This is a genomic window from Clostridium polyendosporum (assembly GCF_018332455.1).
GTDB classification, from domain to species: domain Bacteria; phylum Bacillota; class Clostridia; order Clostridiales; family Clostridiaceae; genus Clostridium_AY; species Clostridium_AY polyendosporum.
On record NZ_BOPZ01000002.1, the window covers coordinates 19,491 to 45,842 of the forward strand.

Consider the following 26,352-nt stretch of genomic DNA (forward strand, 5'->3'; position numbering starts at 1 on the left):
AAATAAACTTAAGAATTTATTAGAAAAAAACGTAAATTGTAATAAAAGTTAATGATAAAGAAACTTTAAGTAACGGAAGTTTCTTTGTCAGATAGGAGATTAAATGATCACAAAAAATAAAAACAAAGTAAAAGTTATACCTTTAGGTGGGTTGGGAGAAATAGGGAAAAATATTACAGCTATAGAATATGATAATGAAATAATTGTCATTGACTGTGGTTTAGCTTTTCCTGATGCGGAAATGTATGGTGTTGATTTGGTTATACCGGATATAACATATTTATTGAATAATAGTGAGAAGGTAAAAGGCTTTGTGTTAACTCATGGACATGAAGATCATATAGGTGCTCTTCCATATGTGTTGAATCGACTAAATATACCGGTTTATGGCACAAGGTTGACCTTAGGCTTAGTAAAAAGTAAGCTAGAAGAACATAATATGCTTTCTGACTGTACTCTTCATGAAGTTAAAATAGGAGAAGAGATTAAAACTGAAAACTTTAGAGTAGAATTTATAAGAACCTGTCATAGTATTGCAGATGCTTGCGCACTAGCTATATATACTCCAGAAGGTGTTATAGTTCATACAGGAGATTTTAAAATAGACTATACTCCTATAGATGGAGAAGTGGTAAATATTCAACGTTTTGCAAAACTAGGAAGTCAAAGAGTATTACTATTAATGGCAGATAGTACTAATGTTGAACGTCCAGGGTATACAGTTTCAGAGACTGTTATAGGAGAAAATTTAACAAATATTTTTGGAAATGCAAAGGGTAGAGTAATCGTGGCTTCCTTCGCATCAAATATTCATAGAATTCAACAGATTATTAACTCATCTTTGTACTATGGTAGAAAAGTTGCTTTTAGTGGAAGAAGTATGGAGAAAATCTCTAGTATAGCTATGGAGCTAGGTTATATGCATTTACCTAAAGAACATCTTATAACTGTAGATGATATTAATAAATATCCTTGTGATAAAATAACTATTATTACAACAGGAAGTCAAGGGGAACCAATGGCTGCTCTTTCAAGAATTGCGTCTTCAACCCATAAAAAAATTTCAATTCAAAATGGAGATTTGGTAATTATTTCTGCATCACCTATTCCTGGAAATGAAAAGTTTATATCAAAACTTATAGATGAACTTTTTAAGAAGGGTGCAGAGGTAATTTATGATGCTATAGAAGAAGTACATGTTTCAGGGCATGCTTGTCAAGAAGAACTTAAATTAATGCATACTTTGCTTAAACCTAAGTTTTTTATGCCAGTTCATGGTGAATATAGGCATCTTAGACAACATGGGTTGCTAGCTGAAAGTCTTGGAATGGATTCTAAAAATATATTTGTATTAGAAACTGGTCAGTCACTAGAGTTAAGTCGAAATAGAGCTAGAAAGTCAGCAATAGTTCATTCAGGGGCGGTTATGGTAGATGGTATTGGCATTGGTGATGTAGGCAGTATAGTAATTCGAGATAGAAAACATCTATCGCAGGATGGAGTATTAACAGTCGTAGTAACAATCGATAAACAATCATTTAGTATACTTTCAGGACCTGACATTATTACAAGAGGGTTTATTTATATGAGAGAGTCTGGGGATTTAATAAGAGAAGCAACAGAAGTAGTAAAATTAGAGTTAGATAAATGTATGGAAAGAAAAGTTAAAGATTGGTTTACAATAAAATCTAACATAAAAGATTCATTAGGACAATTCTTATATAATAAAACAAGAAGAAAACCTATTATTTTACCAATAATTATGGAGATATAAAATTTATTATAAAGACTATATCTTAGAGATTATAGCTTTGCTATATGGTACTGAGGTTCAATGTGAAATTGAATAGCATGAAAATTAGCCAGTTGAGGTGTTTTAAAGCACCTTTACTGGCTTTGTTTTACATTAAGCTTTATTTTATATCAGTATTTTTTAGATGAGAGTAATATTTTTCAGACCATTCTTCTATTGTTCTAAGAGCTTTAGTAAAATCTATGCCCATAGGGGTTAAAGAGTACTCAACTCTAGGGGGGATTTCAGGATATACTATTTTTGTTATTAGTTCGGCATCCTCTAACTCTTTTAAATTATCAGTTAGGACTTTCTGACTTACACTACATAAAAGTCTCTGAAGCTCTAGAAATCTTTTGGATCCATTATATAAGTTGCATAAAATAAGAGATTTCCATTTTCCTCTTACGAAGTCCATGCCAAAATCTAATAGACACAGATAGTTTTTACCTTTGTGTGTTATCATAGTATCACCTACCTTAGTAATTTATCTACCATTGTATATGTTAAATAATTCTAAAAACACTATTTAACTATTTAATTTTTTAAATAAATTTCAAAATTAAAACCAGCATACTCTATCATTTCAATGATAACGTATATTTTATCACATGTTTTTATAAAAATACATTACTTACATTAAAGTAACTTAACTTACAAAAAAGTGCGTACTGTTTATTAGAAAATAAATGTTATATAGTTTACTTATAGCTGTAACGAAAAAAATTAAGAGAGGAGACATGAAAGTAAAGAAAATTTTTGATAAAACTAAGATATTAAATATAGAGCTTAAAAATAGATTTTTCTAAAAAACCTAAATGTGGTTCATGTAATAGATAATACGCTAGGTAAGAGATGTATACTTAATATTAGATAAAATTAAGTATAAGGTTATTATATATAGAAGGATTTGGAAAAATATTTAAGTAGAGGTAATATTAATGGAGATAATAAATAAAAGAAGAAGTATAAGAGCATATAAAGATATACAAGTAGAAAAAGAAAAGATTGAAAAACTTTTAAGAGCTGCCATGCAAGCACCATCAGCATTCAATCAGCAAGCATGGGAGTTTATAGTTGTCGAAGATAAGGAAACATTAAAGAAGATTTCAGAGATGAGTCCTTATTCAAAGCCAGTTGAAAACTCTCCTTTAACATTTATTGTTTTAGGAAATAGAGATAATATGAAGGTACCTGAATGTTGGCAACAAGATTTAGGAGCAGCTACTGAAAACTTATTGCTTGAAGCAGTAGAACTTGGATTAGGAGGAGTATGGATGGCTATTGCTCCAATAGAGGAAAGAATGAATTATATCAAGGATATGTTCAATTTACCAGAAAATATAGTTCCTTATTCAGTAATTCCGGTAGGATATCCAGTAGATAAACCTAATTTTATAGATAGATATGATAGTAATAAAGTTCATCATGAAAAGTGGTAATGATAAATGATAGGAGAAACTCAGCCAGAAATTAATTTATATAAAATTCTTTAACATTATATCTAGCAAATGTATGTTGAATTAAAGTCATACTAAAGTGATAGAGAAATAATTTTGAAAAGTATATTTATAAGTGGAGGAAAAATAAATGAAAGTTGTAGCTTTTAATGGAAGTCCAAATAAAGAAGGAAATACTTATCATGCAATAAAAATAGTTACAAGTGAACTTGAAAAAGAAGGAATAGAAGTAGAAGTAGTTCATGTAGGTGACAAGTCAATTAGAGGATGTATTGCTTGTGGTCAATGCGCCAAGAATAAAAATGAAAGATGTGTAATTCCAAATGATGAGGTTAATGAATGGATTCAAAAAATGAAAGAAGCAGATGGAATAATTTTAGGATCTCCTGTGCATTATTCATCAATTGGTGCTACTATGAAAGCTTTTTTAGATAGAGCTTTTTATGTTACAAGTGTTAATGATGGAATGCTAAGACATAAGGTTGGTGCATCAGTTGTTGCAGTAAGACGTTCAGGTGGAGTTTCAACTTTTGATCAATTAAATAACTATATAAATTATTCTGAAATGCTAATACCAACTTCAAATTATTGGAATGTAATTCATGGTACACGTCCTGGTGAAGCTTTACAAGATGAAGAGGGTATGCAAATAATGAGAGTTCTTGGAAAAAATATGGCATGGCTCATAAAATTAGTTGAAAACGGAAAAGGAACGGTTAAAGAACCAGAAAGAGAAAATAAATTGTTTATGAATTTTATTCGTTAAACTTACTTTTATAGTTTTTTATATAAGAAAACTGACTTGTTTGAAGAATGCTATTGGTGGTTTTATTATAGATTAGTTAGAGCCAATATTTTGAGGTTTAAGCCTGATATGAAAATATATCAGGTATTTTTTTTAACACAAAATTAGTGCTCAAAGCATGTAGAATGTGTGAATAAATAAAGAGCAGTGAATTGTTTTGAATTAATTCTTTAGCAGGAAGTAGATTCCTGTTTTTATGCAATGTTTTAAAGAAGACCCTCAATAAATAATATTTGCGTATTTGTATTCAGATTTACTGTGTATCCAAAAGAAACAACTACATCTATAACCACGCCTTGATGAAAGCTTTCGCTTGTATAAGAATTCCTTTTTTACTTAAGAGTACATATATAGTAAACCAATGTTAACTACCTTGGTGGCAGTGAATAATTTGTGAATGGAAATTATTCTGCTAATTGTAAGAAAGAGCATTAACCTTAATGGGGAAGTGCTCTTTCTGATTATTAAGTTTATGTTAATTACTTTAAAAATCAAAAGATGGAGGGATACAAAACTTTACAAGTAACAACTTAGATGATAAAATAAAGTTGTTTGTAGAAAGATTTATACAATAAAATAACTTGAGAGGGGTATAATATGATTAGAGAAGCAGAATTAAAAAATATTAATAGAATTAATTGGGAGCAAAAATATCCAGACTGGAAAGATTGGAAATGGCAAGTAAGACATACTGTAAGAGATATAGAAACTATTGAGGAATTATTAGACATTAAAATAGATAATCAACACAAGAAACATATTAAGAGAACTATAGAGAAGTTTCCTATGGCTATAACTCCTTACTATTTATCCTTAATAGATATTAACAATTATAAAAATGATCCTATTTTTAAACAGGCAGTAGCAAGTGAAAAAGAATTAATAATAAGCAAATGTGACATGGTAGATCCTTTAGCTGAAGATGAAGATAGTCCAGTAGAAGGGATTACTCATAGATATCCAGATAGGGTTTTATTCCATGTAAGTAATGTATGTGCTATGTATTGTAGACATTGTACTAGGAAAAGAAAAGTAGGAGATAAGGATCATATTCCAAATAAAGAGATTATAGAAAAAGGTATTGAATATATAAGAAATAATTCTCAGGTAAGGGATGTATTATTGTCTGGAGGAGACCCGTTGTTATTATCAGACGAATACTTAGATTGGATTTTAACAGAAGTTAGTAATATATCACATGTTGAGGTTATAAGAATAGGAACAAGAGTGCCTGTAGTTCTACCTTATAGAATTACCGATAGATTAGTTAATGTTCTAAAAAAACATCATCCACTATGGATAAATACACATTTCAATCATCCAAAAGAAATTACAGCTTCATCAAGAGAGGCACTGAGAAAGTTAGCTGATGTAGGTATACCTCTTGGAAATCAATCTGTACTATTGGCCGGAGTTAACGATTGTGTCCATATAATGAAAAAGTTAGTCCAAAAATTAGTGCAAAATAGAGTAAGACCATATTATATATATCAATGTGATTTGTCAGAAGGACTGTCACATTTTAGAACATCAGTTGGTAAAGGTATTGAGATTATGGAGTCGCTTAGAGGGCATACCAGTGGTTTTGCAATTCCAACCTTTGTTGTTGATGCACCGGGAGGTGGCGGAAAAATTCCTGTAATGCCTAATTACTTAGTATCTTGGTCTAATGATAAAACTATACTAAGAAATTATGAAGGAGTAATAACAACCTATAAAGAACCAGATAGCTATAAAGCTACTTCATGTGATTTAAACTGTGATGAGTGTAAGTTAACATTAAACTTGGATGATGATAAAGAAATAAAAGCTTTAGGTGTTCAAAAGTTACTTTCAGATTATGATGAAACTATTTCATTTACTCCAAAGAATAATGAAAGAATAGCGAGAAGAGATAATGGATAACGTAACAAAAAAAATAAGTAAATCAATAATTCAGCACGATAAAGAAAATAACAGAATATATTTAATGAAAATGCATGAAGATGATAGCTATGGTATTATCGATATTTTAGAAGAAGTAGCTAAAGAAAAAAAATACACTAAAATAATTGGCAAAATACCTTTGGGAGCAAAAGTATTTTTTTTAGAACAAGGATACTCTATAGAGGCTGCAATTCCTGAATTTTATAAAGGTAAAGAAGATGGCGTTTTTGTAGTTAAATATTTTTCTAAAGATAGAAAAGAAGAAAAATATAAAGAAATTATTAATGATGTTTTAAGTGAGTCTATTAAAAAAAGTAATGAAAAAAAACAATGTACTTTATCAAAACAATTTATATTCAGAAAAGCAGGGGAAAATGATGCAGAGGCAATTGCAGAATTTTATAAAAAGATTTTTCAAACATATCCTTTTCCAATATATAATGCTAAATATATTTTAACAACTATGAAGGATAATGTTGTATACTTTACTATTTGGAAGGAAGATAAACTTATAGCTATATCTTCTTCAGAGATGGATAAAGAAAATTTAAATGTTGAAATGACAGACTTTGGTACATTACCTGAATATAGAAGAAAAGGTTTGGCAGTTTATTTGCTAGGAAAGATGGAAGAGGAAATGATAGCTAGAGGAATTAAAACAGCGTATACCATAGCTAGGGCTGTATCATATGGAATGAATACTACATTTTCTAAGAAGGGATATACATTTGCAGGAACCTTAATTAATAATACTAATATTTCGGGGAGAATAGAGAGTATGAATGTGTGGTATAAAAAACTTTAATGAATGAGTAAGTATATTAAGCCTAAATTTAACACATTAGGTTAATTCTTCAGTAGTAGAATATGTGTATATAATTTATATAAAAGAAAGTGTGTTGAAGAGTAATAGAGAAAACTATGATAATATATTTTTAAAATTATGAAAACATACGATATTATCCAAAGTAACAACTTGAAGGGGATGTGTGAGTTGTATATATGGGTATATGGATGGAGGGATAAAAATGAATAAGAGAAAAAAGAAGATTACAATATTAATTATGTTAGGAATGCTAAGCTTAATATTTACTGCTTGTGGAGAAAGTAAGAAGTCTAATTACCAAAAAATTTTAAATAAAAAAGAAATGACATTTGCAATGACAGCAGCATATCCTCCCTTCAATTTTAAAGATGAAAATGGAAATTTAGCAGGTTTTGATATTGACATTGCCAATGCCATTGCTGAGAAAATGGGAGTGAAAGCAAATCCAATAACTACAGAGTGGAATGGATTAATTCCTGGCTTAAAGGGAAATCGGTTTGATATGGTTATCGGAAGTATGGCAATTACTGAAGACCGATTAAAAGAAGTAGATTTTAGTAATCCATATTATTATGATGGAGCGCAATTTTTTTCTAAAAAAAATTCCGGATTTAAAAGTATTCAAGATATAAAAGATGGGAAAGTTGGAGTTGTAACAGGGACAACATTCCATAATAGTTTACAAAAAATGGATAATATTAAAGAGATATTACAATTTGAAAGTGATGTAGACAATATGAAAGCTTTAGAACAAGGAAGATCTGATGGATTGGTTACGGGAAAGTGGGTTGGTGTGTTTGGAGCGAAAAAGTTTGGTATTAATATTGAGCCTGTAGGGGGATTCATTTATAAGGAAACTATTGGAATTGCAATGAAAAAGGGGGAAAAAGATTTAGTAGAAGCAGTAAACAAAGCTTTAAAAGAGATTATTGAAGATGGTACTTATGAAGAGATAAGTGAAAAGTGGTTTAATACAAATCTCTTAAAAACCAATTAAATTAATGTAAAGGGAGAAGATTATTTCTCCCTTAGGCTAATTCTATAGAAATTTTTCACTAAAAGTGCTTAATTAGCTGGAACTAGCGAGTTTCTGGGAGGGAAGAGTATGGAAGTGGTTAATAGTATGTTCCAAGAAATAATAGAGTTTTTTGTAACGGTGATTAGATATACGCCTAAGTTTATACCTGGTGTAATTATGACTTTGAAGTTATCTGTTTTATCAATATTAATAGGCACTATATTCGGTCTAATAGGAACTTTACTTAAGTTTTCTCAACGTAAAATTTTGATGAAGATTATTGATGCTTATATAACGGTAGTTAGAGGAACTCCTCTGCTTTTGCAATTAATATTTATATTTTATGGGTTGCCGCAGATTGGAATAACATTTAGTGCATTTGTTTCCGCTGCTTTAGGGTTAGCTTTTCATAGTGGAGCATATATTATTGAAATCTTTAGAGGAGCTGTAGAATCTATTGACAATGGACAAAGAGAAGCATCAAGAGCGTTAGGGATGACAAAATGGCAATCCATGAGAAGGGTGATTTTGCCCCAAGCCTTTAAAAGATCTATTCCAGCATTGGGGAATCAGTTTATTATTGCTATTAAAGATTCTTCATTAGCAAGTGTGATTACAATGACGGAGCTGTTAATGCTTTCTAAACAGTTTGTGGCTGCTACATATAATGTATTTCCTATATTTTTTATAGCAGGATGTTATTACTTAATCATTACTGCTGTACTTTCTAAAGCATTGCAGTTGCTTGAGTATAAATTGAAAGTTAATGAAAGGGAGATGAAAGATGTTAAGAGTGAAAAAATTGTACAAGTACTTTGGAGAGTTAGAAGTACTAAAGGGAATTGATTTAACAGTAAGAAAAGGAGAAGTAGTTTGTCTTATAGGAGCCAGTGGTTCTGGAAAGAGCACATTACTTCGCTGTATTAATTTTCTAGAAAGAAAAAATGATGGACAAATTTGGATAGGTGGAAGGGAGATAACAGATTCAGAAAAGGAAATCAATGCAATGAGGCAAAAGGTAGGAATGGTATTTCAAAGATTTAATCTTTTTCCTCATATGACTGCTTTGGAAAATGTAATGGAAGGACCTGTGACCATAAAAAAGCAAAGTAAAGAAGATGTAAGGGAAAAGGCTCTGCAGCTATTAGATAAGGTAGGATTAATAGATAAAGCTACTCAGTATCCAGCTATGCTGTCAGGAGGACAACAGCAAAGGGTAGCCATTGCTAGAACGTTAGCAATGGAGCCTGAAGTTGTACTATTTGATGAACCTACATCTGCTTTAGACCCAGAATTGGTAGGGGAAGTTTTAAAAGTGATGAAGAAGTTAGCTAATGAAGGAATGACAATGGTAGTAGTTACCCATGAGATGGGTTTTGCTAAGGAAGTAGCCGATAAGGTGATTTTTTTACATGAGGGAAAGATTGCGGAGGAAGGGACTGCTGAACAAATATTTGAAAATCCAAAACATGAGCGGCTTAAAAACTTTTTGGAACAAATATATTAGCAATATAAGTTGAAAATAAAATAGATTTGTAAAATTTGTTTACAGTTATACTATTTAATAAACAAAATAAATCAGCAGTCAGTAACTTCATAATGTTACTGACTGCTGATTATAGACTACTGCATACCAGCCATTCTTCTACATTCGTCTGCGCAAGTACGACATTCTTGTGCACATTTTTGGCAATGGTCATCTTTGAACATTGTGCATTCTTGAGCACACTTATCACAAATAGAAGCACAAAGGTTACAATGGTCTTTTGCAAATTGAGCATCCATTGACATAAGAGCTGATGACATTTCACACATCCTAGCACATTCAACAAGAATGGATATGCAATTCTTTCTAGCAGTTACATCGGGTTCATTTAAACATGCTTTGAAGCATTCGTAACATGCCTGAGCACATCTGTTACACTCATCAATACATGTTTGATATTTACTTATGGTCATAGTTGCTATACTCATTTTAAACACTGCTTTTAATTAGATTTATCCCACAAAATCTATTATGTGAAAAAAGAATTATTTATATGCAGATGAAGTTAGTAAATCTAATCTATAAAAGCATCATTCAATGTTATAGAATGCTTAAGTATATGAAGTTATAAATATATATTTATAACTTCATATACTAATTAAGATTCACTATTAGTTCAAGATAAGTTCTATTTAATATTATTCTCTATATTGTGGTTCCTCTGATTTTACAAAATCAAGCCTACTTTGGAGTGTCTGTGCTATATTTTCAGTTGTTTGTGCTAGTTGTTTAAAAGTTTGTTTAGCTTGTTGATCGTTTGTATCTGTTGAAAATGTTTTTAATTCGGTAGCTAATCCTTGAGCACTTGTTAAAGCTTTTTCAAGTTTATTTACTGTAGTCATATTGGGTTCCTCCTTCAAATATGCAACTTTATAACGTTAGTATATGTATATTATAAAAACTTAATTATTTATAAATAAAACTTAACTATATACATAATGTGGAGAATTATTGACTAAAATATTCTAAAGAGGTTAGTTAATATGTAAATACAACTTAGTTTAAAAGAAAGAATGTTTTTGGAAGATGGAAAACTTCAAGAAGAAGTGTGCATTCAAAAATATAAAAATTATGCTCAAATGACTTATTATCTACAGAAAAATATGTTTCAGGTGCTTATGATATTGACATTTTTGAATCTGCTAATCCTATAGTTAGGCAGATTATGAAACATATTCAACAAGATGAACAAAGGCATGGGCAAGAACTTTTTAATTACATGAATAGTTATGGAATGTATAATGTAAAATAAAATTTTATGTAAAAAGATAAGTTCAATAAAAAATATTGAACTTATCTTTTTATAAAATTAATATAAAGGTGATTTTATGAATATATATGCTATTTTCTTTCAAGGAGAAAAGTTAAGTATACTTGAATTGTTTATTAGAACATCTATTTTATACTTTATGTTATTTGGTTCAGCTAAGGTAATGGGATTTCGTCAGCCTGGTATATTAACTTCATACAACTTTTTGATGGCCGCAGGCATTAGTCACATTGCAGCTTCCCGTATGGTCAACCCTAAAGCAAGATTAGTAGACGCAATAGCTATAATTATAGTATACACTTTAATTAATTTGTTTATTTCATACTTATATTTTAAAGTTCCATCTGTAGTTTCTCAAAAACCCATCATACTAGTTAAAAATGGAAAAGTGATAAAGAATAATCTTTCAAAAGCAAAACTAACAATTGATAACTTGATTTCAATATTAAGACAAAAAGATGCATCTAATCTTGAAAAAGTAGAGTATTTAATCGCTGAATCTACAGGGGATTTTAGTGTCGCTGTAAATAATAATAGTCTTCCTATAACTAAGCTAGATATGGCAATGACCTCTCCACAAGATATTTTATCTCAAATTCTTATTTATAAAGGAAAAGTAGATGAAAAAATTCTTAAAAAGAATAGACTCAGTTATGATTGGCTTGAGAAGGAGCTTAAATCTAATAATATTGATAATATAAATGATATTTATTTAGGAATTTTAACTTCGGATAAAAAATTATATATAAGTCCATAGGAGGCAGTTTATGCTGGGAGTTTTTGGTGTTATTAAAAACATTTCGCTATTAGGTTTTATCATAAGAACTTTTATAGTAGGTATAATAGCTTTTTTAGTAGGAAGGTATATATTAAAAAGAACTCTAAATCAACTTACTGCGTATGATTTTGTATTGGTATGGATACTTGGAGCACTTACAGTTGCGCCATTGCTAGATGGAGAGATATCCTTTACATACATAATTGTTCCATTATTAACTTTATTTTTTTGGCATTATATATTTAGTTTGATATCTTTAAAAAATAGAAAGTTATCTTTATTTTTTAATGGTAAGCCTATAATTTTAATAGATGATGGGAAGATAATAAGAAAGAATTTGAAAAAACATTTTATAAATGTTGATTTGCTTATGAGTGAATTAAGACTTAAGAATATTTTTGATATTTCAGAGGTTAAATATGTAATTCTAGAAACTAATGGTCATTTTAGTATAGTAAAAAAGGAACCTAATAGACCAGTTACTCCAACGGATTTCAATTTATTTGCTAAGCCGGTGAATTTACCTTTAGTTATCATCAATGATGGTAAATTATTTGAAGAAAGTTTAGTTAAATCAGGAGTTGATAAAGACTGGCTTATGAATAATCTTGCTATGTACAATATAGATGATATAAAAAATATTTATCTTGCTACTATAGATAGCTCAAAGAAGCTATATGTTGCTAAAAAAGATTAACAAGATCTAAATAATAATAGAGTTTAGTCATAATTAATCCTTCTTTCTTCAGGAAGTCCTTTGAAACTTTAGCTGGAGATTCCTTAAGGATATCAACTCTAAAGTAAATAAACTGTAATTATAAATGTTCCAGTTGTTAGTAGAGATACAAATAGAATCAATTACAATAAGTAGTAGTTTAATGTAAATAATAAGGGCAATAAATCAGAATAGGAAAGAATATCTTAGTTTTAAAAGTTTACACTAATCGAAGGTATATATTACATTTATTGAATATGGATTTATTTATAATTATAATATAGAAGGACTTAAAATACTTATCTGTAACGATATGGAGATGATTAAAATTGAATAAAGTTAATAAACACAATACCTACAATACCATATATCATTGGCAGAGTTTTAGGCTAAAGCTTATTATAGAAGGTATTATTGTAGGCGCATTAACAGGATTACTAATTGTATCCTACAGAATTACTCTTGAAGAGGCAGATCAGTTGCGTCAAAAGATTTCTTTAGCACAATTACAAAATTATAAGCTTATACCTATATGGTTTATTATTTTAATTCTAGGTGCCTATATAGTTGGGCTTATGGTAAAGAAAGAACCAATGATAAAAGGTAGTGGAATCCCGCAGATAGAAGGGGTATTGCAAAGAAGGCTTAGTATGAACTGGTTATCAGTGATTATTTTAAAGTTTATTGGTGGAACAATAGCTTTAGGAGCAGGATTATCTTTAGGAAGGGAAGGTCCTTCTATACAATTAGGTGGGGCTGTTGGACAAGGTTTTAGTAAAGTACTTAAGAGAATTAAGATAGAAGAAAAATATCTTATTACCAGTGGAGCAAGTGCTGGATTAGCTGCTGCATTTAATGCACCTTTTGCTGGAGTAATGTTTGCCTTAGAGGAGGTTCATAAGCATTTTTCTCCATTAGTATTACTTTCTGCTATGGCTGCATCCTTAACATCAGATTTTATCTCAAAACATTTTTTTGGATTAAAACCAGTATTAAATATTCAGCATATATCCTCTCTACCATTAAATAGTTATGGATATATAATACTATTAGGAATTATTGTAGGAGTTTTTGGAGTTATATATAATAGTACACTATTAAGAACTCTAAATATTTATGATAAAAAGATGGGTATACCAGTTCAATATAAACTTATGATTCCTTTTGTAATGGCAGGAGTGCTATTATTTATATTACCACAAGTACTAGGTGGAGGACATGCACTTATAGACTTATTGATTGAAGGAAGTTTTACAATGAAAATGCTAATTATTATTTTGATTGTAAAGTTTACCTTTTCGATGATAAGCTTTGGTTCAGGGGCACCCGGAGGTATATTCTTCCCATTATTAGTTATAGGAGCATTAACTGGAGCTATTTATGGAAATGTTTTAGTGCATTTTTTTAGCTTTAGTCCTGAATTTATAAATAATTTTATTATATTAGCTATGGCAGGATATTTTACATCTATTGTAAGAGCACCTATTACAGGTATTATATTGATTACAGAAATGACAGGTTCTTTTACTCACTTACTTTCTTTAAGTATTGTATCCATTACTGCCTATATAGTTGCTGATTTACTAAAATCAGAGCCTATATATGAAGCGCTATTAAAAAGACAATTAAGAAAAGATAAATGTGAATTAACGGGAAGCAGTAAAAATAAGATAATACTAGAAATACCAGTTTTTTTGGGTTCTGAAATGGATGGCAAAATGATTAAGGATCTAAGTTTGTCAACGGATTGTTTACTTGTTGGAATTAGAAGAGGGGAAGATGAGATAATTCCTAAAGGAAATACTTTCATTTATTCAGGAGATTATCTGATTGTTCTTGTAGATGAAAATAAGGCAGCTACTATAAATAAAGAACTGCTGAAATTAGGAGGAACTTCTAGGAGTATATAAAGTTATATTAGAATTTTAAAAAGAAATTTTATTTAGTAGCTGGTGGAGAATTTGTTACTTTTTAATAACTTACATGAATAAAACCGTACGTTTAGGAAGTACGGTTTTTTTATATAAAAATATATTAATAATACATATAGTTCCAATTATGAAATAAGAAGGATATTCAATTTGATATAATGAAAGGTAAATGGTATAATATCTAAGTAATTAAATATCTAAAATAATCGCTGAGTCCATTTTGGAGCGGGAGAACCAACTTTTGGGGTGAGTCTAAGAATAACTTCTTAGAAGGGTTAAGCTCTTTTGACCCGAATCCGTCAGCTAATCTCGTAAGCGTTAAGGAGTGATGCGGTATGTTGTATTATATGTATTCCTTTCCATAACTTATTTTCCACTTTTCTTAAAGTAGTAAAAAGTAAGTTTGAGGAGGCTATATAATATGATAAAAGTATGTATTTCAGGATTGGGAAGAACAGGAATTGAAGTAGCAAAGGTATTACTACAAGAAAAAGATGTTAAAATAGTGTCTGCTTTATGCAGTCCTACAAGTAAAAAAGTTAATATGGATTTAGGCGATATTATAGGAACAAAACAACTAGGAGTGAAGGTTGGATCTTCTGACAATATCGAGAGTATCGTTTTTGAAACATCACCGGATGTAGTTGTTGATTTTTCTACACCAGAGGTTGTTGTAAGAAATGCTAAAATTCTTTCCAAAATGAAGGTAAATATGGTAGTGGGAACTACTGGATTAAAAGAAGAGAATATAGAAACTTTATATGGGTTAACTAAAAAACATAGTAATGCTATTGTTTATGCACCTAATATAACACTAGGAGTCAATGTTTTATTATTGTTAACCAATATAGCATCAAATATATTAAATGACTATGATTTTCACATTACTGAAGTTCACCATAAACTAAAAAAAGATGCACCATCAGGCACTGCAATAAAAATTTCCAGGGAAATAGAAGAGGGAGTAACTTTATCAGGGAATAGTAAACCAGAAATACCTATAGATGCAGTAAGAGCAGGTGGCGTAGTTGGTGTTCATAAGGTTATGATTGCAGGAGAGTATGATAGATTAGAAATAACCCATGAATCATTTTCAAGAAAAGTATTTGCTATCGGTGCATTAAAAGCTGTTAGGTTTATAAATAAAAAAGTTGGGTTCTATGAAATGGGAGATGTACTTGAATTAAGTAAAGTATTAAGTGGTTATTTAGATGAAAGAGAAGTTATATAAGTATAGTTAAACGCACTTGTTTATACTCAATGGAGCTAAGGGAAAAATAATAGTGCACTTTTTTTATTTTTATAGGAAATTATGAAATTTACAACCTTGAATAAATTTATTTAGAGTCCCCGCTAGGGGATTTTTTTATTGGATAGGAAAAAGTATAGATTTTAGGACTAGAAGAGACAAGGCGTGGCCTTGTCTCTTTGTTGCTGATTAAGTTAAAATTTCTTTTTAATATTATGCTATGTTATAGTTTTACTTATCCCAAGCTTTTATAGAAAAGGTATAGATAAATATCTCATGATGAAGACTAAACCTATTGATTTAGGGTAAACTTAATTAGGAAATTGGGTCAGAAATTTCTGATTCTTTTATTTGCTGCAATTTCATAAAGTAAAATTTGCTCAAATTTAATAGGCTTGATGCCTATTAAATTTTATTTGTTTTATACACCTTATTTTCATACAATCGTAACCTTTATAAGTAGTTATTGTATAATATATATTACATAATATATATTATTATAAGCAATACAAATGAGGTGAGCTTTTATGAGAAAATTAGCATTGTTTTCATATAATTATGGTAATGAAAAGATGAAGCAACTTGAGGAATTAGGTTATGAAATAATAATTAAAAAAGAGAGAGGGTTACGTTATACAGAAGAATTTAAGGATGTAGAAGTTTTGGTAACATATGACCCTTTTAATACATTGGATATTTCAAAAATGAAAAACTTAAAATGGATTCAGTTGTTAAGCATTGGGTTCGATCAAGTACCAAAGGATATAGTAAAAAATAATAATATTAAGGTCACTAACAATAAAAATGGTTATGTAATACCAATAGCAGAATGGATAGTTGGTAAGATTTTAGAGATATATAAAAACTCCTATAAGTTCAATGAAAATAAAAGGAGAAAAATATGGAGAATGGATTTTAGTTTAATGGAGCTATATGGTAAGACTGTAGGCATAGTGGGTACAGGAGCTATAGCAGTGGAAACAGCTAAGAGGTTAAGAGCATTCGACACTTGTGTATTAGGTGTAAATAGAGATGGAAGAGCCGTTGAATATTTTAATAAAACTTATAATAGTGATAACTTAAATGAAATGTTAAGAAGTTGCGACATCATTATTTCGCTTGTTCCCAGTACACCTGAAACCTATCATCTATTTGATGAAAGTAAATTCAATTCCATGAAAGAGGGGGCTGTATTCATCAACGCATCAAGAGGAGATGTAGTAGATGAAGAGAAATTGATTGAAAGTCTGAAAAGTAATAGAATTAAGGCCGCTGCTCTAGATGTTTTTGAAAAAGAGCCTTTGGATAAAGAAAGTGAATTATGGGATTTAGAAAATCTAATAATTAGTCCTCATAATTCATGGGTCTCTGAAAGTCGAGATGTAAGAATATATAATACCATATACGAAAATCTGCAAAGATATCTTAAAGGTGAAGAGCTTATAAATTTAGTGGATATAGAAAAAGGCTATTAAAGCATGCCTCAAGTACACTGGGAGGTGATAGGTATGAAGAAGAATTTTTTAGCAGATCGATTCACTAGAGAGGATTTAGTACCTTTAGAGGTTATAGAAGATTTAGCTAATCAGTATGAGGATTTAATCAATCTAAGTTTTGGTGATTCTGATATAACTACAAATAAGAATATAATTAAAGCAGCTTTCAAGGATGCAAAAAAAGGGCATACTCATTATACAAAAAGCTTAGGAGACAGGGAGTTGCACCAAGAAATAAGCAACTACTATAAAGAAGAGTACGATTATTCTGTAGACATCTCTGAGATGATAGTTGTAGTAGGGGCTTGCCATGGAATGTTTTTAGCATTAAGTGCTGTTATAAGTCCAGGAGATGAGGTTATTATTCATGAGCCCTACTTTACACCTTATAAATCTCAAGTTGAACTTGTAAGGGGAAAGGCTGTGGTTATTCCTACCTACGAAGAAGATAATTTTGAAATTAGTATAGATGCTTTGGAAAAAAGTATAACAACAAAGACGAAAGCAATAATAATAAACAGTCCTTGTAATCCAACAGGACATAATTTTTCAATAGAATCTATACTGTCAATTGCAGCACTAGCTAAAAAATATAATTTGCTAATTCTTTCTGATGAAGTATATTCCTCATTTTGTTTTAAAGAAAAATTTATCCCTATAACAACAATAGAAGATATGAAAGAAAGAACTATTACGATAAATAGTTTTTCTAAAAATTTTGCTATGACTGGATGGAGAGTAGGCTATGTATTAGCTCCAAAGTATATTATCCAATGCATGAATAGAATTAATGAAGGAGTTTGTTACACTGCTCCGTCTATATCACAAAGGGCTGCACTACATGCCTTGAGACTTAGAAAAAGTGCAGAAGCGGAAATAATAAAGGAATTTAAAAAACGTATGAGCTATTCCTATGAAAGGCTAAAAAATATTCCTGGAATTTCTGTTAGGGAGCCTGAAGGCACAATTTATTTATTCCCTAGCATAAAAGGTACAGGTTTAACTTCAGAAGAATTTTGTAAAAGACTAGCAAATGAGGCTCATGTGCTAGTTATGCCAGGAAATATGTTTGGGCACAGTGGAGAAGGCTACATTAGAATTGCCTGCACAGTAGAACAAAAGAAATTAAAGGTTGCCTTTGATAGAATAGAAAAGTTTATATACAGCAATATAAAAGCCCCTTTTATATAGTTCAAATGGAGGTTATGTTTATGAAAAAAACTTATGTAAAAAATGCTACAGGTATATTAAAGAAAGTGCTTCTTTGTCCTCCAGATAATTTTAAGCTTCAACCCATCAATGTTATTGCACAAAGATGGCTTTCAGAAGGAAAAATGGCAGATAAAGAAGCTTGTTTAAGGGAGCACGCTGAATTAGTCCAAGCTTATGAAGAAAACGGAGTAGAGGTTGTATTGATTAAACCTGCAGAAGGTTTAACAAACCAGGTTTTTGCAAGAGACTTTGGTGCGTGTATTGCAGAGGGATATATATTAGGAAACTTTAAAGAAGCCATAAGGAAGGCGGAGAGTGAAGTCTATGCAAAAAAGCTAGAAGAGCTAGGAATTCCATGTGTTGCTAAGTGTACAGAAGGGTATTTTGAAGGAGGAGATTTCTGGTTTTTAGATGATTGCACATTAGTGTTAGGTAATATTGCAAGAACAGATAGAAAAGGTTCAGATTGTATAAAAAAACAAGTAAATGAATTAGGTTATGGACTTATGACAGTGGAATGTGATAAGGAATATTTGCATTTAGATATGTGCTTTAATATAGTAGCTGAAAAGACAGCTGTAATATGCAGTGAAGCATTACCTTATTACTTTATAAAAATCCTTGAAAAGAGAGGATTTACGTTAATAGATGTACCAAGGGAATTGGTATTTAAGCATGCCTGTAATCTTCAAGGTTTAGGTGGAGAAAAAGTAATTTCAATAAAAAATAATAAGGATGTAAATGAGAGGCTGAAAACTTTAGGACTAGAGGTCATAGCTGTGGATTTAGTTGAAATATTAAAGAATGGCGGGGGACCTCACTGCATGACATTCCCCTTAGAAAGAGTTTAGGAGGGAGGCATCCATGAAAAAATATTATGACGAAGTTGAACAGCTAACTCTAGAGTTAGTTAAAATAAAAAGCATAAATAATAGTGAGGGTGAAAGAGAAATAGCTGAAAAAATATATGAATATATAAGTTCAATGGATTATTTTAAAACAAATAAAGATTTAGTTTGGTCTGTTCCTCTTAAAAACGATCCCTACGGAAGAATAAATGTTTTTGCATTAATAAAGGGTAAAAAAGGTATTTCAAAAAAGACTATTATTATTCATGGACATATGGATACTGTAGGAGTAGAGGATTTTGGAGAATTAGCACCTTATGCTTTTAATCCTTTAGAACTTCAAGAAAAGTTAAAGGAATTGAAGCTAGATGAAGAGGTAAGAAGAGATTTAGCCAGTGGAGATTGGATGTTTGGGCGGGGCGTTACAGATATGAAGAGTGGAGTAGCCGCACATTTAGCGGCACTTAAAGAGTTATCTACTATGGCAGAGGAATTAGAAGGAAATATCTTGTTTACCTCCAACCCAGTTGAGGAAAATCAACACACAGGTATTATAGAAGCCTTAGAGGTATTAACGGATCTAAAAAGTTCACAAGGTCTAGAGTATGCATTAACTATAAATAATGATTTTACGTCACCTTTATATGAGGGGGACAATAATAAATATGTATATGTAGGTGCAGCTGGGAAATTACTTCCTTGCTTCTTTATTTTTGGAAAAGAAACTCATGTTGGGCAGTGCTTCGAGGGCTTAGATCCTAATTTAATTGCTTCAGAGTTGTTTAAGTTGATTGATTTTAATACTGAACTTTGTGATGAATATGAAGGAGAATACACTGTACCTCCTACATCCCTTAAGCTTAAGGATTTAAAACTTTCTTATAATGTACAAACTCCTTGTGCAGCTTATATGTATTTTAATTATTTTGTTCATAATATTTCTGTAAAAGAAGTTGTGGAAATATTAAAACAAAAAGGCGAAGAAGCCTTTAATAATGCTATAAATTATTTAAATAGTGAATATGAAAAGTATTGTTATAAAGTAAAAAAACACTTTACAAAACTTCCATGGAAATCTAAAGTAATAACTTTTGATCAGCTTTATAATGAAGTGAAGATAAAGCTTGGAGATAAATTAGATGAAGAAATAAATACAATAACTAAAGAACTTAAAACAAAAGGAAATGATGCTAGAGAACTATGCTTAAAAATTGTTGAAAGAGTAAAGCAGCTTAGTGAGGATAAAGATCCTGTTATTATACTTTTCTTTTCTCCTCCATACTGCCCACACAACACTTTAAAGTCTAATAACATTGAAGAAGATATGCTATTAAAGTCGCTTGAAGCTGTTTTGAAGGATTTTGCAGCATTAGAAAATATGAAAGACTTTAAGATACTAAGATTTTTCCCAAGTTTATCTGACAGCAGTTATTTAAAGGTAGATGATGACTATGAATCCATAGATACGCTAGTTAACAACTTTCCTAACTGGGAAAAGATATATAACATCCCTATAAAAGAAATTAAGAATCTGAATATACCAGCTGTGAATTTTGGAACCTATGGGAAGGATGCTCACAAATGGATAGAACGTGTATACAAGCCATATACCTTTGAAACACTACCAAGGCTTACAGTATATACTATAAAGAGATTTCTGGAAAATTCCTTAGAGGAGTGAAAATTATGAGTAATCTATATGAAAGATGCAGTAAGGTTATGCCGCCTGCTGCAAATAGAGCTACAAAATTAGGTGTTACAAGTGGGAAGGGCTCTTATTTGTATACGGAAGAGGGGAAGAAGGTTTTAGATTTTGCTAGTGGTGTGGCGGTATGCAATGTAGGACATAATAATGATCTAGTAAACAAGGCAGCAATTGAGCAAATCAATAAATTAGTTCATGGTTGTCACAATGTAGTATATTATGAAAGTTATGTGGAGCTTGCTGAAAAGCTAGTAGAGATAACTGGAAATGATACTATGGTTTACTTTAGTAATAGTGGAGCAGAAGCAAATGAAGGAGCAATAAAATTAGCTAAATATGTAACGGGAAGACCAGCCCTCATAGCATTTAAAGGCTCCTTCCACGGAAGAACTATTGCTACTACTTCTATAACTAGCTCAATCTCTGCATATAGAAAAAATTACGAGGGCTTACTTCCAAGTGTATACTTTGCAGAGTATCCTAATTCCTTTAGAGGACGTTTTAAAGAAAAAGATGGAGGGTATAAGGGCTGTATTGATGAATTAGAAGATATGTTCAAAAAAATAATAGATCCTTTTAGTGTTGCAGCTATGATTCTTGAGTCAGTTCAAGGAGAAGGTGGATACATTGTACCACCAGTAGAGTTTATGCAAGAAATAAGAAACATTTGTGATAGATACGGAATTCTTTTAATACTTGATGAAATACAAACAGGGTTTGGACGAACAGGTAAGATGTTTGCTTATGAACATTTTGGTATTAAGCCAGATATAATTTCCTGTGCAAAGGCCATTGCATCAGGTTTTCCACTAAGTGCTGTCATTGCTAAGAAAGAAATAATGGAAAAATGGCAAGCTGGAGCACATGGAGTCACTTTTGGAGGTAATCCTGTTTCTTGTGCAGCAGCTCTAGCAACAATAGATATTTTAGAAAAAGGTGCCATTAAGAATGCAGAGGAAATGGGAAGTTACTTTAAGGAAAGATTATTAAAATTACAAGAAAAATATGACGCTATCGGTGAGGTTAGAGGATTAGGCTTAATGCTTGCAATAGAATTAGTAGACAAAAACTTTGAGCCTAATAGTAAGTTAGTAAAAAGCGTAATTGAGAATTGTTTAGATAAAGGTCTGCTGTTGCTATCCTGCGGAACAGACAAAAATGTAATAAGATTTATTCCTCCTACTACTGTTAGTAAGTATGAGATAGATGAAGCACTAGCGATTTTAGATGAAGCATTCAAAGCTTGTGTATAGCTTCCTTAGTATATTACAAGATTGGTTTATTAATACATCTATATTTTTATTATTATTCAGCAACGGGTGAAGGTGTAACAGCGTAGTAATGCTTGTACTCCGCAATGGACATGCGTTACCTATGCTAGTACACCTGAACTTGTTGCTGATTTTGTTTAAAAGCATCTTGGGTTTGGGGATATGGGTTCAGCTTCTTAGGTTTAATAAAATCTGTAGAGAGAATCAGACATGCTTTTTTATTGCTTCTAAACCTGCCGTTGCTACTGAATAATTTGTATTTTCTTTTTGAAGGTTCTGAAGGTTCCACGAGGACAAATTATTTAGGATCTTTTTTAAAAGATGATATCTCACTAAGTATTCATCCTTATTTATCACTATTAAAATATTAGAGTGATTTAAATATAAAAAAGGTACAGTAGACACTGTACCTAGTTACAAGCAAATAAAAAATCCACACTTTAGTAAAAGTGTGGATAACTATGGTGCCGAAGGCGGGAGTCGAACCCGCACGAGTGTTAGCTCGGCGGATTTTGAGTCCGCTGCGTCTGCCAATTCCACCACTCCGGCAAGTAACAAATTAATTTTAACATATCTTTCAAATTAATTCAATAGATTCTTATATAGTTTTTTAAAAAGAGCAATTTTTACATAGATGTATAACTATATAGTGTGAAAAAAATGTAAACTTTAGTAAATAAAACGCGTATATGGTTAAATTTTTAAAAAATTTGCATTTTTTTTAAGAAATATATTGTTACAATGGATTACTTTTGCTAGAATATACATAGGTTAGATAATTTCTAACCCAGAGGGAACAAAAATGACCCAGTAGCAATAAACTATAGTTCTTCTAATTTATTCAATATTAGATAGCTATAATTATAAATATTAGGGAGGAGACAAACAATTATGATGTATTCAAGAGAAGTTGAAGAAATGTGTATAGTTGCTAAAGGCCCAAATCATGGACCAGCTGCAATTCCTGTAGAAGGAAAATGGGTACAAGCTAAAGAAGTTAAGGACATATCAGGTTTAACTCACGGAGTAGGTTGGTGTGCACCACAACAAGGAGCTTGTAAGCTTACACTTAATGTTAAAGATGGACTTATAGAAGAGGCTTTAGTTGAAACAATAGGTTGTTCAGGAATGACTCACTCAGCTGCTATGGCTTCAGAAATATTACCAGGAAAAACTATATTAGAAGCTTTAAACACAGACTTAGTTTGTGATGCTATAAATACTGCAATGAGAGAACTATTCCTTCAAATCGTTTACGGAAGAACACAAACTGCTTTCTCAGAAGGCGGACTTCCAATAGGAGCAGGTCTTGAGGATTTAGGAAAGGGTTTAAGAAGCCAAGTTGGTACTATGTACGGAACTATAGCTAAGGGATCAAGATACTTAGAAATGGCTGAAGGATATATAACTAAGACTGCATTAGATGCTGATGATCAAATCATTGGATACAAATTCGTTCACCTTGGAAAGATGATGGAAATGGTAGCTAAGGGAATGGATGCTAATGAAGCATTAGAAAAAGCAACAGGACAATACGGAAGATTCGACGAAGCTGTAAAAGTTATAGACCCAAGACACGAATAATTTTGAAGGAGGAAATTTAAAATGGCATTATTTGAAAGTTATGAAAGAAGAATAGATAAGATTACACCAGTTCTTGAAAAATACGGAATGAAGTCATTAGAAGAAGCTAAGGAACTTTGTGCTTCATATGGAGTAGATCCATATACTATAACAAAGGAAACTCAACCAATAGCATTCGAAAATGCTGCTTGGGCATACGTTTTAGGTGCTGCTATAGCTATAAAGAAGGGTTGCGCTAAGGCTGCTGAAGCTGCTGAAGCAATCGGAGAAGGATTACAAGCTTTCTGTATTCCTGGATCAGTTGCAGAGGACAGAAAAGTTGGATTAGGACACGGAAACTTAGGTGGAATGCTTTTAAGAGAAGAAACTAAGTGTTTCGCATTCTTAGCAGGACATGAATCATTTGCTGCTGCTGAAGGTGCTATAAAGATAGCAGAAAAAGCTAACAAGGTTAGAAAAGAGCCATTAAGAGTAATACTTAACGGTCTTGGAAAAGATGCTGCTATGATAATATCAAGAATCAACGGATTCACATATGTTCAAACTAAGTTTGACTACTACACTGGAAAGCTTGAAATAGTTAAAGAAACAGCTTACTCAAACGGAGCAAGAGCAAAGGTTAAGTGCTACGGTTCTGATGACGTTAGAGAAGGTGTTGCTATAATGCACCATGAGGGAGTTGACGTATCAATCACTGGTAACTCAACTAACCCAACAAGATTCCAACATCCAGTTGCTGGTACTTATAAGAAAGAAATGATTGATCTAGGTAAGAAGTACTTCTCAGTTGCATCAGGTGGTGGTACTGGTAGAACACTTCACCCAGATAACATGGCTGCAGGTCCAGCTTCATACGGTATGACTGATACAATGGGAAGAATGCACTCAGATGCTCAATTCGCAGGATCATCATCAGTTCCAGCTCACGTTGAAATGATGGGATTCTTAGGAATGGGTAACAACCCAATGGTTGGTGCTACAGTTGCAGTAGCAGTTGCTATAGAAGAAGCAATGAGCAAGTAATTCTTGTCATAACCATTAATTATATTGTCTCAATAAAAAGGTCCTCATCTGTCACAAAGGTGGCAGGTGGGGACCTTTTTATTTGTTGCTATTTTATTGATTTAAATCTGACTAAAGCTGAACAGGCATCGAGCCTATCCAGCTTTAGTTTTTATATTCAACATCGTTATTTTAGTACATATTGAATTATTTTGTTATGTTCCAGAAGAATTAGTTCTAGGATCCATAAACAAAGGTATGCTAATTGGATTGAAAGTAAGAGATGAAAATACAACTACCAATAAGATAATAAATATTATCGCAATTACTGTGCAGTATATAGGACGTGGATAACTTAGAATAACTCTATAGCATATATATTCAGCTAAAATTATTGATACATAGAAGGTTAATATATCTACCAAAAGATAATGATGCCCTATTATACCGGTATAAGTATAAAAAATAGTAGTTATTAATAATGGAATGAGAAATAAAGATAAAGCCTTTCCTATAAAGAAGTTATTTGATTTATGCTTAATGAAAGGATATTCAATGATTGCAAATAAAAAGGTAGGCCAAAAACCAATTTTTAAATGTTCCCACACACTTTCATTTACTGCCGCAAATATTGCTAATGGCTTGTAAAACCCAGACCACTCATAAGCAAAGTGAAGAATACATCCAAGCGTTGTGGAAAAAATAACTCCGATTAACTGCCAATAGAATATTTTTTTACTCATTAAATCACCTCCTAAATAACATATGAGAGAAATATACTCATAATGCTTTTGGATTACGAAATAATTAATAATAGTATAATAAAATCTATGAAACAGTTGAGGTTGTTTTCCTCAACTGTTATGATAATAAATAACTTAACTTGAAATCAAAGCTAGTCCATCATTGCCATAGAGATATTGTAAATCACTCCTTGTTATATCCATTAAACTTCTATCAATTATGACACAACCTGAAATTTTATCTTTTTTATCAATACGACCATCTCCATCTTTGTCAAACCCCACAGCTTTTGCAAAGTTATTGTACTCACCAATGTCAACCAAAATACATCCAGAAGATATTGACCACGTGTCGCTTGGATTAACAGAAAAATATTCAATTCCACTTTCGTCGGGGTAGGGTCCCTTGTGAATGTTAATTGCATCTGATCGGCTCAGATACCATTTAGTTATGTCAAATCTCACTACATTGTTATCTTCTCCAACAACATGAAGTGCTGCATAGGCATTCTTACCCTGACCATGAGTAGCATATACCATTTTATATACTCCCGGCCTCAGAGTAGGAACATCTCTGCCTGCATTACATGCATTTCCCTTAGGCTGATCAGGGAGTGTAGTAGTATTGATGTATACACCTTTTATAGCACCACTTTGAATTGCTACCACCATTGCCCCGTAACGGTAACCTTGATAACTTATATCATCTAGAATTGAAGGTGTATCATCATAAAGGGAAACTGTTGGTATTTGTGATGAACCTGCTCCTTCAAAGAAAAATACTAAGGGATTATTCAAATTACTTTGAATTAATGGGTTATTGCTATAAGAATTAATTTTGTACAATGCTAGTCTTTGGTTTGATGTTAACAAAGGGTGGGTGTTAATATAGTCAGTTATGGTTTGTTCTAATAATATATCATAAGTTTGCATTGTAGATACCACCTTATAGTAATTAGATTATCTATAACTTAAGTAGTATAGTATATTATATAAACTGTATAGTGTTACTAAAGATAAACAACCTTATAATTGAAGTTATTTATTTTTATCATGAATCAGTTCACAATTGGTATATTAGTACAGTCTATTGGCTCAGCTTTGCTCCATGTAACAAGTTTAATAGATATAATAAAGAAACTAAGGCTTGAAACATTATCTTGATTCCTAATTAC

Annotated in this window: 25 protein-coding genes, 1 tRNA gene and 1 riboswitch; of the genes, 20 read left to right on the forward strand and 6 right to left on the reverse strand. The window is 31.3% G+C overall.

The annotated features are described in order from the left end of the window. Nucleotides 1-103: 103 nt before the first annotated feature. Nucleotides 104-1,774, forward strand: a complete 1,671-nt coding sequence (locus CPJCM30710_RS01175; RefSeq protein WP_212902339.1) for a ribonuclease J — start codon at nucleotides 104-106, stop codon at nucleotides 1,772-1,774. Between the two features lie 139 nt (nucleotides 1,775-1,913). Here CPJCM30710_RS01175 and CPJCM30710_RS01180 read toward each other — a convergent pair whose 3' ends face one another. Next, a complete protein-coding gene (locus CPJCM30710_RS01180) occupies nucleotides 1,914-2,258 on the reverse strand; it encodes a winged helix-turn-helix transcriptional regulator (RefSeq protein WP_212902340.1) in 345 nt (114 codons plus the stop codon). A gap of 475 nt (nucleotides 2,259-2,733) precedes the next feature. Here CPJCM30710_RS01180 and CPJCM30710_RS01185 point away from each other — a divergent pair, with 475 nt between their 5' ends. The 7 genes from CPJCM30710_RS01185 (at nucleotide 2,734) to CPJCM30710_RS01215 (ending at nucleotide 9,334) form a co-directional block, all read left to right on the forward strand. Continuing rightward, complete coding sequence (locus tag CPJCM30710_RS01185) at nucleotides 2,734-3,234, forward strand: nitroreductase family protein (protein WP_212902341.1); 501 nt, start codon at nucleotides 2,734-2,736, stop codon at nucleotides 3,232-3,234. A gap of 148 nt (nucleotides 3,235-3,382) precedes the next feature. Then, complete coding sequence (locus CPJCM30710_RS01190) at nucleotides 3,383-4,018, forward strand: flavodoxin family protein (RefSeq protein WP_212902342.1); 636 nt, start codon at nucleotides 3,383-3,385, stop codon at nucleotides 4,016-4,018. Between the two features lie 636 nt (nucleotides 4,019-4,654). Then, on the forward strand, nucleotides 4,655-5,962 hold the full coding sequence (gene kamA, locus CPJCM30710_RS01195; protein WP_212902343.1) for a lysine 2,3-aminomutase: 1,308 nt from the start codon (nucleotides 4,655-4,657) through the stop codon (nucleotides 5,960-5,962). Further along, nucleotides 5,955-6,788, forward strand: coding sequence for a putative beta-lysine N-acetyltransferase (gene ablB, locus CPJCM30710_RS01200; protein ID WP_212902344.1), 834 nt, complete (start codon nucleotides 5,955-5,957; stop codon nucleotides 6,786-6,788). Before kamA ends, ablB begins: the two co-directional genes overlap by 8 nt. Nucleotides 6,789-7,011: 223 nt before the next feature. Beyond that, the gene (locus CPJCM30710_RS01205; RefSeq protein ID WP_212902345.1) at nucleotides 7,012-7,806 is read left to right on the forward strand and encodes an ABC transporter substrate-binding protein; all 795 of its coding nucleotides are present in this window, start codon (nucleotides 7,012-7,014) and stop codon (nucleotides 7,804-7,806) included. A 108-nt stretch (nucleotides 7,807-7,914) separates the two neighbouring features. Further along, nucleotides 7,915-8,673, forward strand: a complete 759-nt coding sequence (locus CPJCM30710_RS01210; protein ID WP_212902346.1) for an amino acid ABC transporter permease — start codon at nucleotides 7,915-7,917, stop codon at nucleotides 8,671-8,673. Continuing rightward, complete coding sequence (locus tag CPJCM30710_RS01215; RefSeq protein WP_212902347.1) at nucleotides 8,612-9,334, forward strand: amino acid ABC transporter ATP-binding protein; 723 nt, start codon at nucleotides 8,612-8,614, stop codon at nucleotides 9,332-9,334. The genes CPJCM30710_RS01210 and CPJCM30710_RS01215 overlap by 62 nt, the downstream gene beginning before the upstream one ends. A gap of 116 nt (nucleotides 9,335-9,450) precedes the next feature. Here CPJCM30710_RS01215 and CPJCM30710_RS01220 read toward each other — a convergent pair whose 3' ends face one another. Both CPJCM30710_RS01220 and CPJCM30710_RS01225 read right to left on the reverse strand, forming a co-directional pair. Further along, on the reverse strand, nucleotides 9,451-9,801 hold the full coding sequence (locus CPJCM30710_RS01220) for a four-helix bundle copper-binding protein (RefSeq protein ID WP_212902348.1): 351 nt from the start codon (nucleotides 9,799-9,801) through the stop codon (nucleotides 9,451-9,453). A 210-nt stretch (nucleotides 9,802-10,011) separates the two neighbouring features. Next, entirely contained in the window at nucleotides 10,012-10,215 is a 204-nt protein-coding gene (locus CPJCM30710_RS01225; RefSeq protein ID WP_212902349.1) for a DUF1657 domain-containing protein, read from the reverse strand. A gap of 287 nt (nucleotides 10,216-10,502) precedes the next feature. Between CPJCM30710_RS01225 and CPJCM30710_RS18190 the strand changes: the two genes are divergently transcribed. The 10 genes from CPJCM30710_RS18190 to CPJCM30710_RS01275 all read left to right on the forward strand — a co-directional run bounded on the left by CPJCM30710_RS18190 (nucleotide 10,503) and on the right by CPJCM30710_RS01275 (nucleotide 21,830). Next, nucleotides 10,503-10,625 carry a spore coat protein gene (locus CPJCM30710_RS18190; protein ID WP_407644967.1) on the forward strand — a complete coding sequence of 41 codons (123 nt, stop codon included), beginning with the start codon at nucleotides 10,503-10,505 and terminating at the stop codon, nucleotides 10,623-10,625. A 76-nt stretch (nucleotides 10,626-10,701) separates the two neighbouring features. Further along, entirely contained in the window at nucleotides 10,702-11,400 is a 699-nt protein-coding gene (locus CPJCM30710_RS01235) for a YetF domain-containing protein (RefSeq protein WP_212902350.1), read from the forward strand. A 10-nt stretch (nucleotides 11,401-11,410) separates the two neighbouring features. After that, the gene (locus CPJCM30710_RS01240) at nucleotides 11,411-12,118 is read left to right on the forward strand and encodes a YetF domain-containing protein (protein WP_212902351.1); all 708 of its coding nucleotides are present in this window, start codon (nucleotides 11,411-11,413) and stop codon (nucleotides 12,116-12,118) included. Between the two features lie 347 nt (nucleotides 12,119-12,465). Next, nucleotides 12,466-14,046: a H(+)/Cl(-) exchange transporter ClcA gene (clcA, locus tag CPJCM30710_RS01245; RefSeq protein WP_212902352.1), complete on the forward strand. Its 1,581-nt coding sequence runs from the start codon at nucleotides 12,466-12,468 to the stop codon at nucleotides 14,044-14,046. A 218-nt stretch (nucleotides 14,047-14,264) separates the two neighbouring features. After that, a riboswitch (cyclic di-AMP (ydaO/yuaA leader) is annotated at nucleotides 14,265-14,400 on the forward strand. Nucleotides 14,401-14,488: 88 nt separating this feature from the next. Then, nucleotides 14,489-15,298, forward strand: a complete 810-nt coding sequence (gene dapB, locus CPJCM30710_RS01250) for a 4-hydroxy-tetrahydrodipicolinate reductase (protein ID WP_212902353.1) — start codon at nucleotides 14,489-14,491, stop codon at nucleotides 15,296-15,298. A 545-nt stretch (nucleotides 15,299-15,843) separates the two neighbouring features. Next, a complete protein-coding gene (locus CPJCM30710_RS01255; protein WP_212902354.1) occupies nucleotides 15,844-16,791 on the forward strand; it encodes a phosphoglycerate dehydrogenase in 948 nt (315 codons plus the stop codon). Nucleotides 16,792-16,824: 33 nt separating this feature from the next. Then, nucleotides 16,825-18,003: a pyridoxal phosphate-dependent aminotransferase gene (locus CPJCM30710_RS01260; protein WP_212902355.1), complete on the forward strand. Its 1,179-nt coding sequence runs from the start codon at nucleotides 16,825-16,827 to the stop codon at nucleotides 18,001-18,003. A gap of 20 nt (nucleotides 18,004-18,023) precedes the next feature. After that, nucleotides 18,024-18,875, forward strand: a complete 852-nt coding sequence (locus tag CPJCM30710_RS01265; RefSeq protein ID WP_212902356.1) for a dimethylarginine dimethylaminohydrolase family protein — start codon at nucleotides 18,024-18,026, stop codon at nucleotides 18,873-18,875. Between the two features lie 13 nt (nucleotides 18,876-18,888). Continuing rightward, entirely contained in the window at nucleotides 18,889-20,553 is a 1,665-nt protein-coding gene (locus CPJCM30710_RS01270) for a M20/M25/M40 family metallo-hydrolase (RefSeq protein ID WP_212902357.1), read from the forward strand. Nucleotides 20,554-20,558: 5 nt separating this feature from the next. Continuing rightward, nucleotides 20,559-21,830, forward strand: a complete 1,272-nt coding sequence (locus CPJCM30710_RS01275) for an aspartate aminotransferase family protein (RefSeq protein ID WP_212902358.1) — start codon at nucleotides 20,559-20,561, stop codon at nucleotides 21,828-21,830. Between the two features lie 480 nt (nucleotides 21,831-22,310). Here CPJCM30710_RS01275 and CPJCM30710_RS01280 read toward each other — a convergent pair. After that, nucleotides 22,311-22,397: transfer RNA gene (locus tag CPJCM30710_RS01280), tRNA-Leu, on the reverse strand. A 342-nt stretch (nucleotides 22,398-22,739) separates the two neighbouring features. On the opposite strand from CPJCM30710_RS01280, the gene CPJCM30710_RS01285 reads away from it, so the two are divergent. Together CPJCM30710_RS01285 and CPJCM30710_RS01290 are read left to right on the forward strand one after the other, a co-directional pair. Then, nucleotides 22,740-23,432, forward strand: a complete 693-nt coding sequence (locus tag CPJCM30710_RS01285) for an iron-sulfur cluster assembly scaffold protein (RefSeq protein WP_212902359.1) — start codon at nucleotides 22,740-22,742, stop codon at nucleotides 23,430-23,432. Nucleotides 23,433-23,453: 21 nt separating this feature from the next. Then, on the forward strand, nucleotides 23,454-24,455 hold the full coding sequence (locus CPJCM30710_RS01290) for a GGGtGRT protein (RefSeq protein ID WP_212902360.1): 1,002 nt from the start codon (nucleotides 23,454-23,456) through the stop codon (nucleotides 24,453-24,455). Nucleotides 24,456-24,649: 194 nt separating this feature from the next. Here CPJCM30710_RS01290 and CPJCM30710_RS01295 read toward each other — a convergent pair whose 3' ends face one another. After that, nucleotides 24,650-25,177 carry a DUF6512 family protein gene (locus CPJCM30710_RS01295; protein WP_212902361.1) on the reverse strand — a complete coding sequence of 176 codons (528 nt, stop codon included), beginning with the start codon at nucleotides 25,175-25,177 and terminating at the stop codon, nucleotides 24,650-24,652. Between the two features lie 135 nt (nucleotides 25,178-25,312). Beyond that, entirely contained in the window at nucleotides 25,313-26,110 is a 798-nt protein-coding gene (locus CPJCM30710_RS01300; protein ID WP_212902362.1) for a hypothetical protein, read from the reverse strand. Between the last annotated feature and the right edge of the window lie 242 nt (nucleotides 26,111-26,352).

Excerpts from the sequence above, each read along its gene's own strand:
- CPJCM30710_RS01175 (WP_212902339.1), top strand. The coding sequence starts at position 104 with ATGATCACAAAAAATAAAAACAAAGTAAAAGTTATACCTTTAGGTGGG.
- CPJCM30710_RS01180 (WP_212902340.1), bottom strand. The coding sequence starts at position 2,258 with ATGATAACACACAAAGGTAAAAACTATCTGTGTCTATTAGATTTTGGC.
- CPJCM30710_RS01185 (WP_212902341.1), top strand. The coding sequence starts at position 2,734 with ATGGAGATAATAAATAAAAGAAGAAGTATAAGAGCATATAAAGATATA.
- CPJCM30710_RS01190 (WP_212902342.1), top strand. The coding sequence starts at position 3,383 with ATGAAAGTTGTAGCTTTTAATGGAAGTCCAAATAAAGAAGGAAATACT.
- kamA (WP_212902343.1), top strand. The coding sequence starts at position 4,655 with ATGATTAGAGAAGCAGAATTAAAAAATATTAATAGAATTAATTGGGAG.
- ablB (WP_212902344.1), top strand. The coding sequence starts at position 5,955 with ATGGATAACGTAACAAAAAAAATAAGTAAATCAATAATTCAGCACGAT.
- CPJCM30710_RS01205 (WP_212902345.1), top strand. The coding sequence starts at position 7,012 with ATGAATAAGAGAAAAAAGAAGATTACAATATTAATTATGTTAGGAATG.
- CPJCM30710_RS01210 (WP_212902346.1), top strand. The coding sequence starts at position 7,915 with ATGGAAGTGGTTAATAGTATGTTCCAAGAAATAATAGAGTTTTTTGTA.
- CPJCM30710_RS01215 (WP_212902347.1), top strand. The coding sequence starts at position 8,612 with ATGTTAAGAGTGAAAAAATTGTACAAGTACTTTGGAGAGTTAGAAGTA.
- CPJCM30710_RS01220 (WP_212902348.1), bottom strand. The coding sequence starts at position 9,801 with ATGAGTATAGCAACTATGACCATAAGTAAATATCAAACATGTATTGAT.
- CPJCM30710_RS01225 (WP_212902349.1), bottom strand. The coding sequence starts at position 10,215 with ATGACTACAGTAAATAAACTTGAAAAAGCTTTAACAAGTGCTCAAGGA.
- CPJCM30710_RS01235 (WP_212902350.1), top strand. The coding sequence starts at position 10,702 with ATGAATATATATGCTATTTTCTTTCAAGGAGAAAAGTTAAGTATACTT.
- CPJCM30710_RS01240 (WP_212902351.1), top strand. The coding sequence starts at position 11,411 with ATGCTGGGAGTTTTTGGTGTTATTAAAAACATTTCGCTATTAGGTTTT.
- dapB (WP_212902353.1), top strand. The coding sequence starts at position 14,489 with ATGATAAAAGTATGTATTTCAGGATTGGGAAGAACAGGAATTGAAGTA.
- CPJCM30710_RS01255 (WP_212902354.1), top strand. The coding sequence starts at position 15,844 with ATGAGAAAATTAGCATTGTTTTCATATAATTATGGTAATGAAAAGATG.
- CPJCM30710_RS01260 (WP_212902355.1), top strand. The coding sequence starts at position 16,825 with ATGAAGAAGAATTTTTTAGCAGATCGATTCACTAGAGAGGATTTAGTA.
- CPJCM30710_RS01265 (WP_212902356.1), top strand. The coding sequence starts at position 18,024 with ATGAAAAAAACTTATGTAAAAAATGCTACAGGTATATTAAAGAAAGTG.
- CPJCM30710_RS01270 (WP_212902357.1), top strand. The coding sequence starts at position 18,889 with ATGAAAAAATATTATGACGAAGTTGAACAGCTAACTCTAGAGTTAGTT.
- CPJCM30710_RS01275 (WP_212902358.1), top strand. The coding sequence starts at position 20,559 with ATGAGTAATCTATATGAAAGATGCAGTAAGGTTATGCCGCCTGCTGCA.
- CPJCM30710_RS01285 (WP_212902359.1), top strand. The coding sequence starts at position 22,740 with ATGATGTATTCAAGAGAAGTTGAAGAAATGTGTATAGTTGCTAAAGGC.
- CPJCM30710_RS01290 (WP_212902360.1), top strand. The coding sequence starts at position 23,454 with ATGGCATTATTTGAAAGTTATGAAAGAAGAATAGATAAGATTACACCA.
- CPJCM30710_RS01295 (WP_212902361.1), bottom strand. The coding sequence starts at position 25,177 with ATGAGTAAAAAAATATTCTATTGGCAGTTAATCGGAGTTATTTTTTCC.
- CPJCM30710_RS01300 (WP_212902362.1), bottom strand. The coding sequence starts at position 26,110 with ATGCAAACTTATGATATATTATTAGAACAAACCATAACTGACTATATT.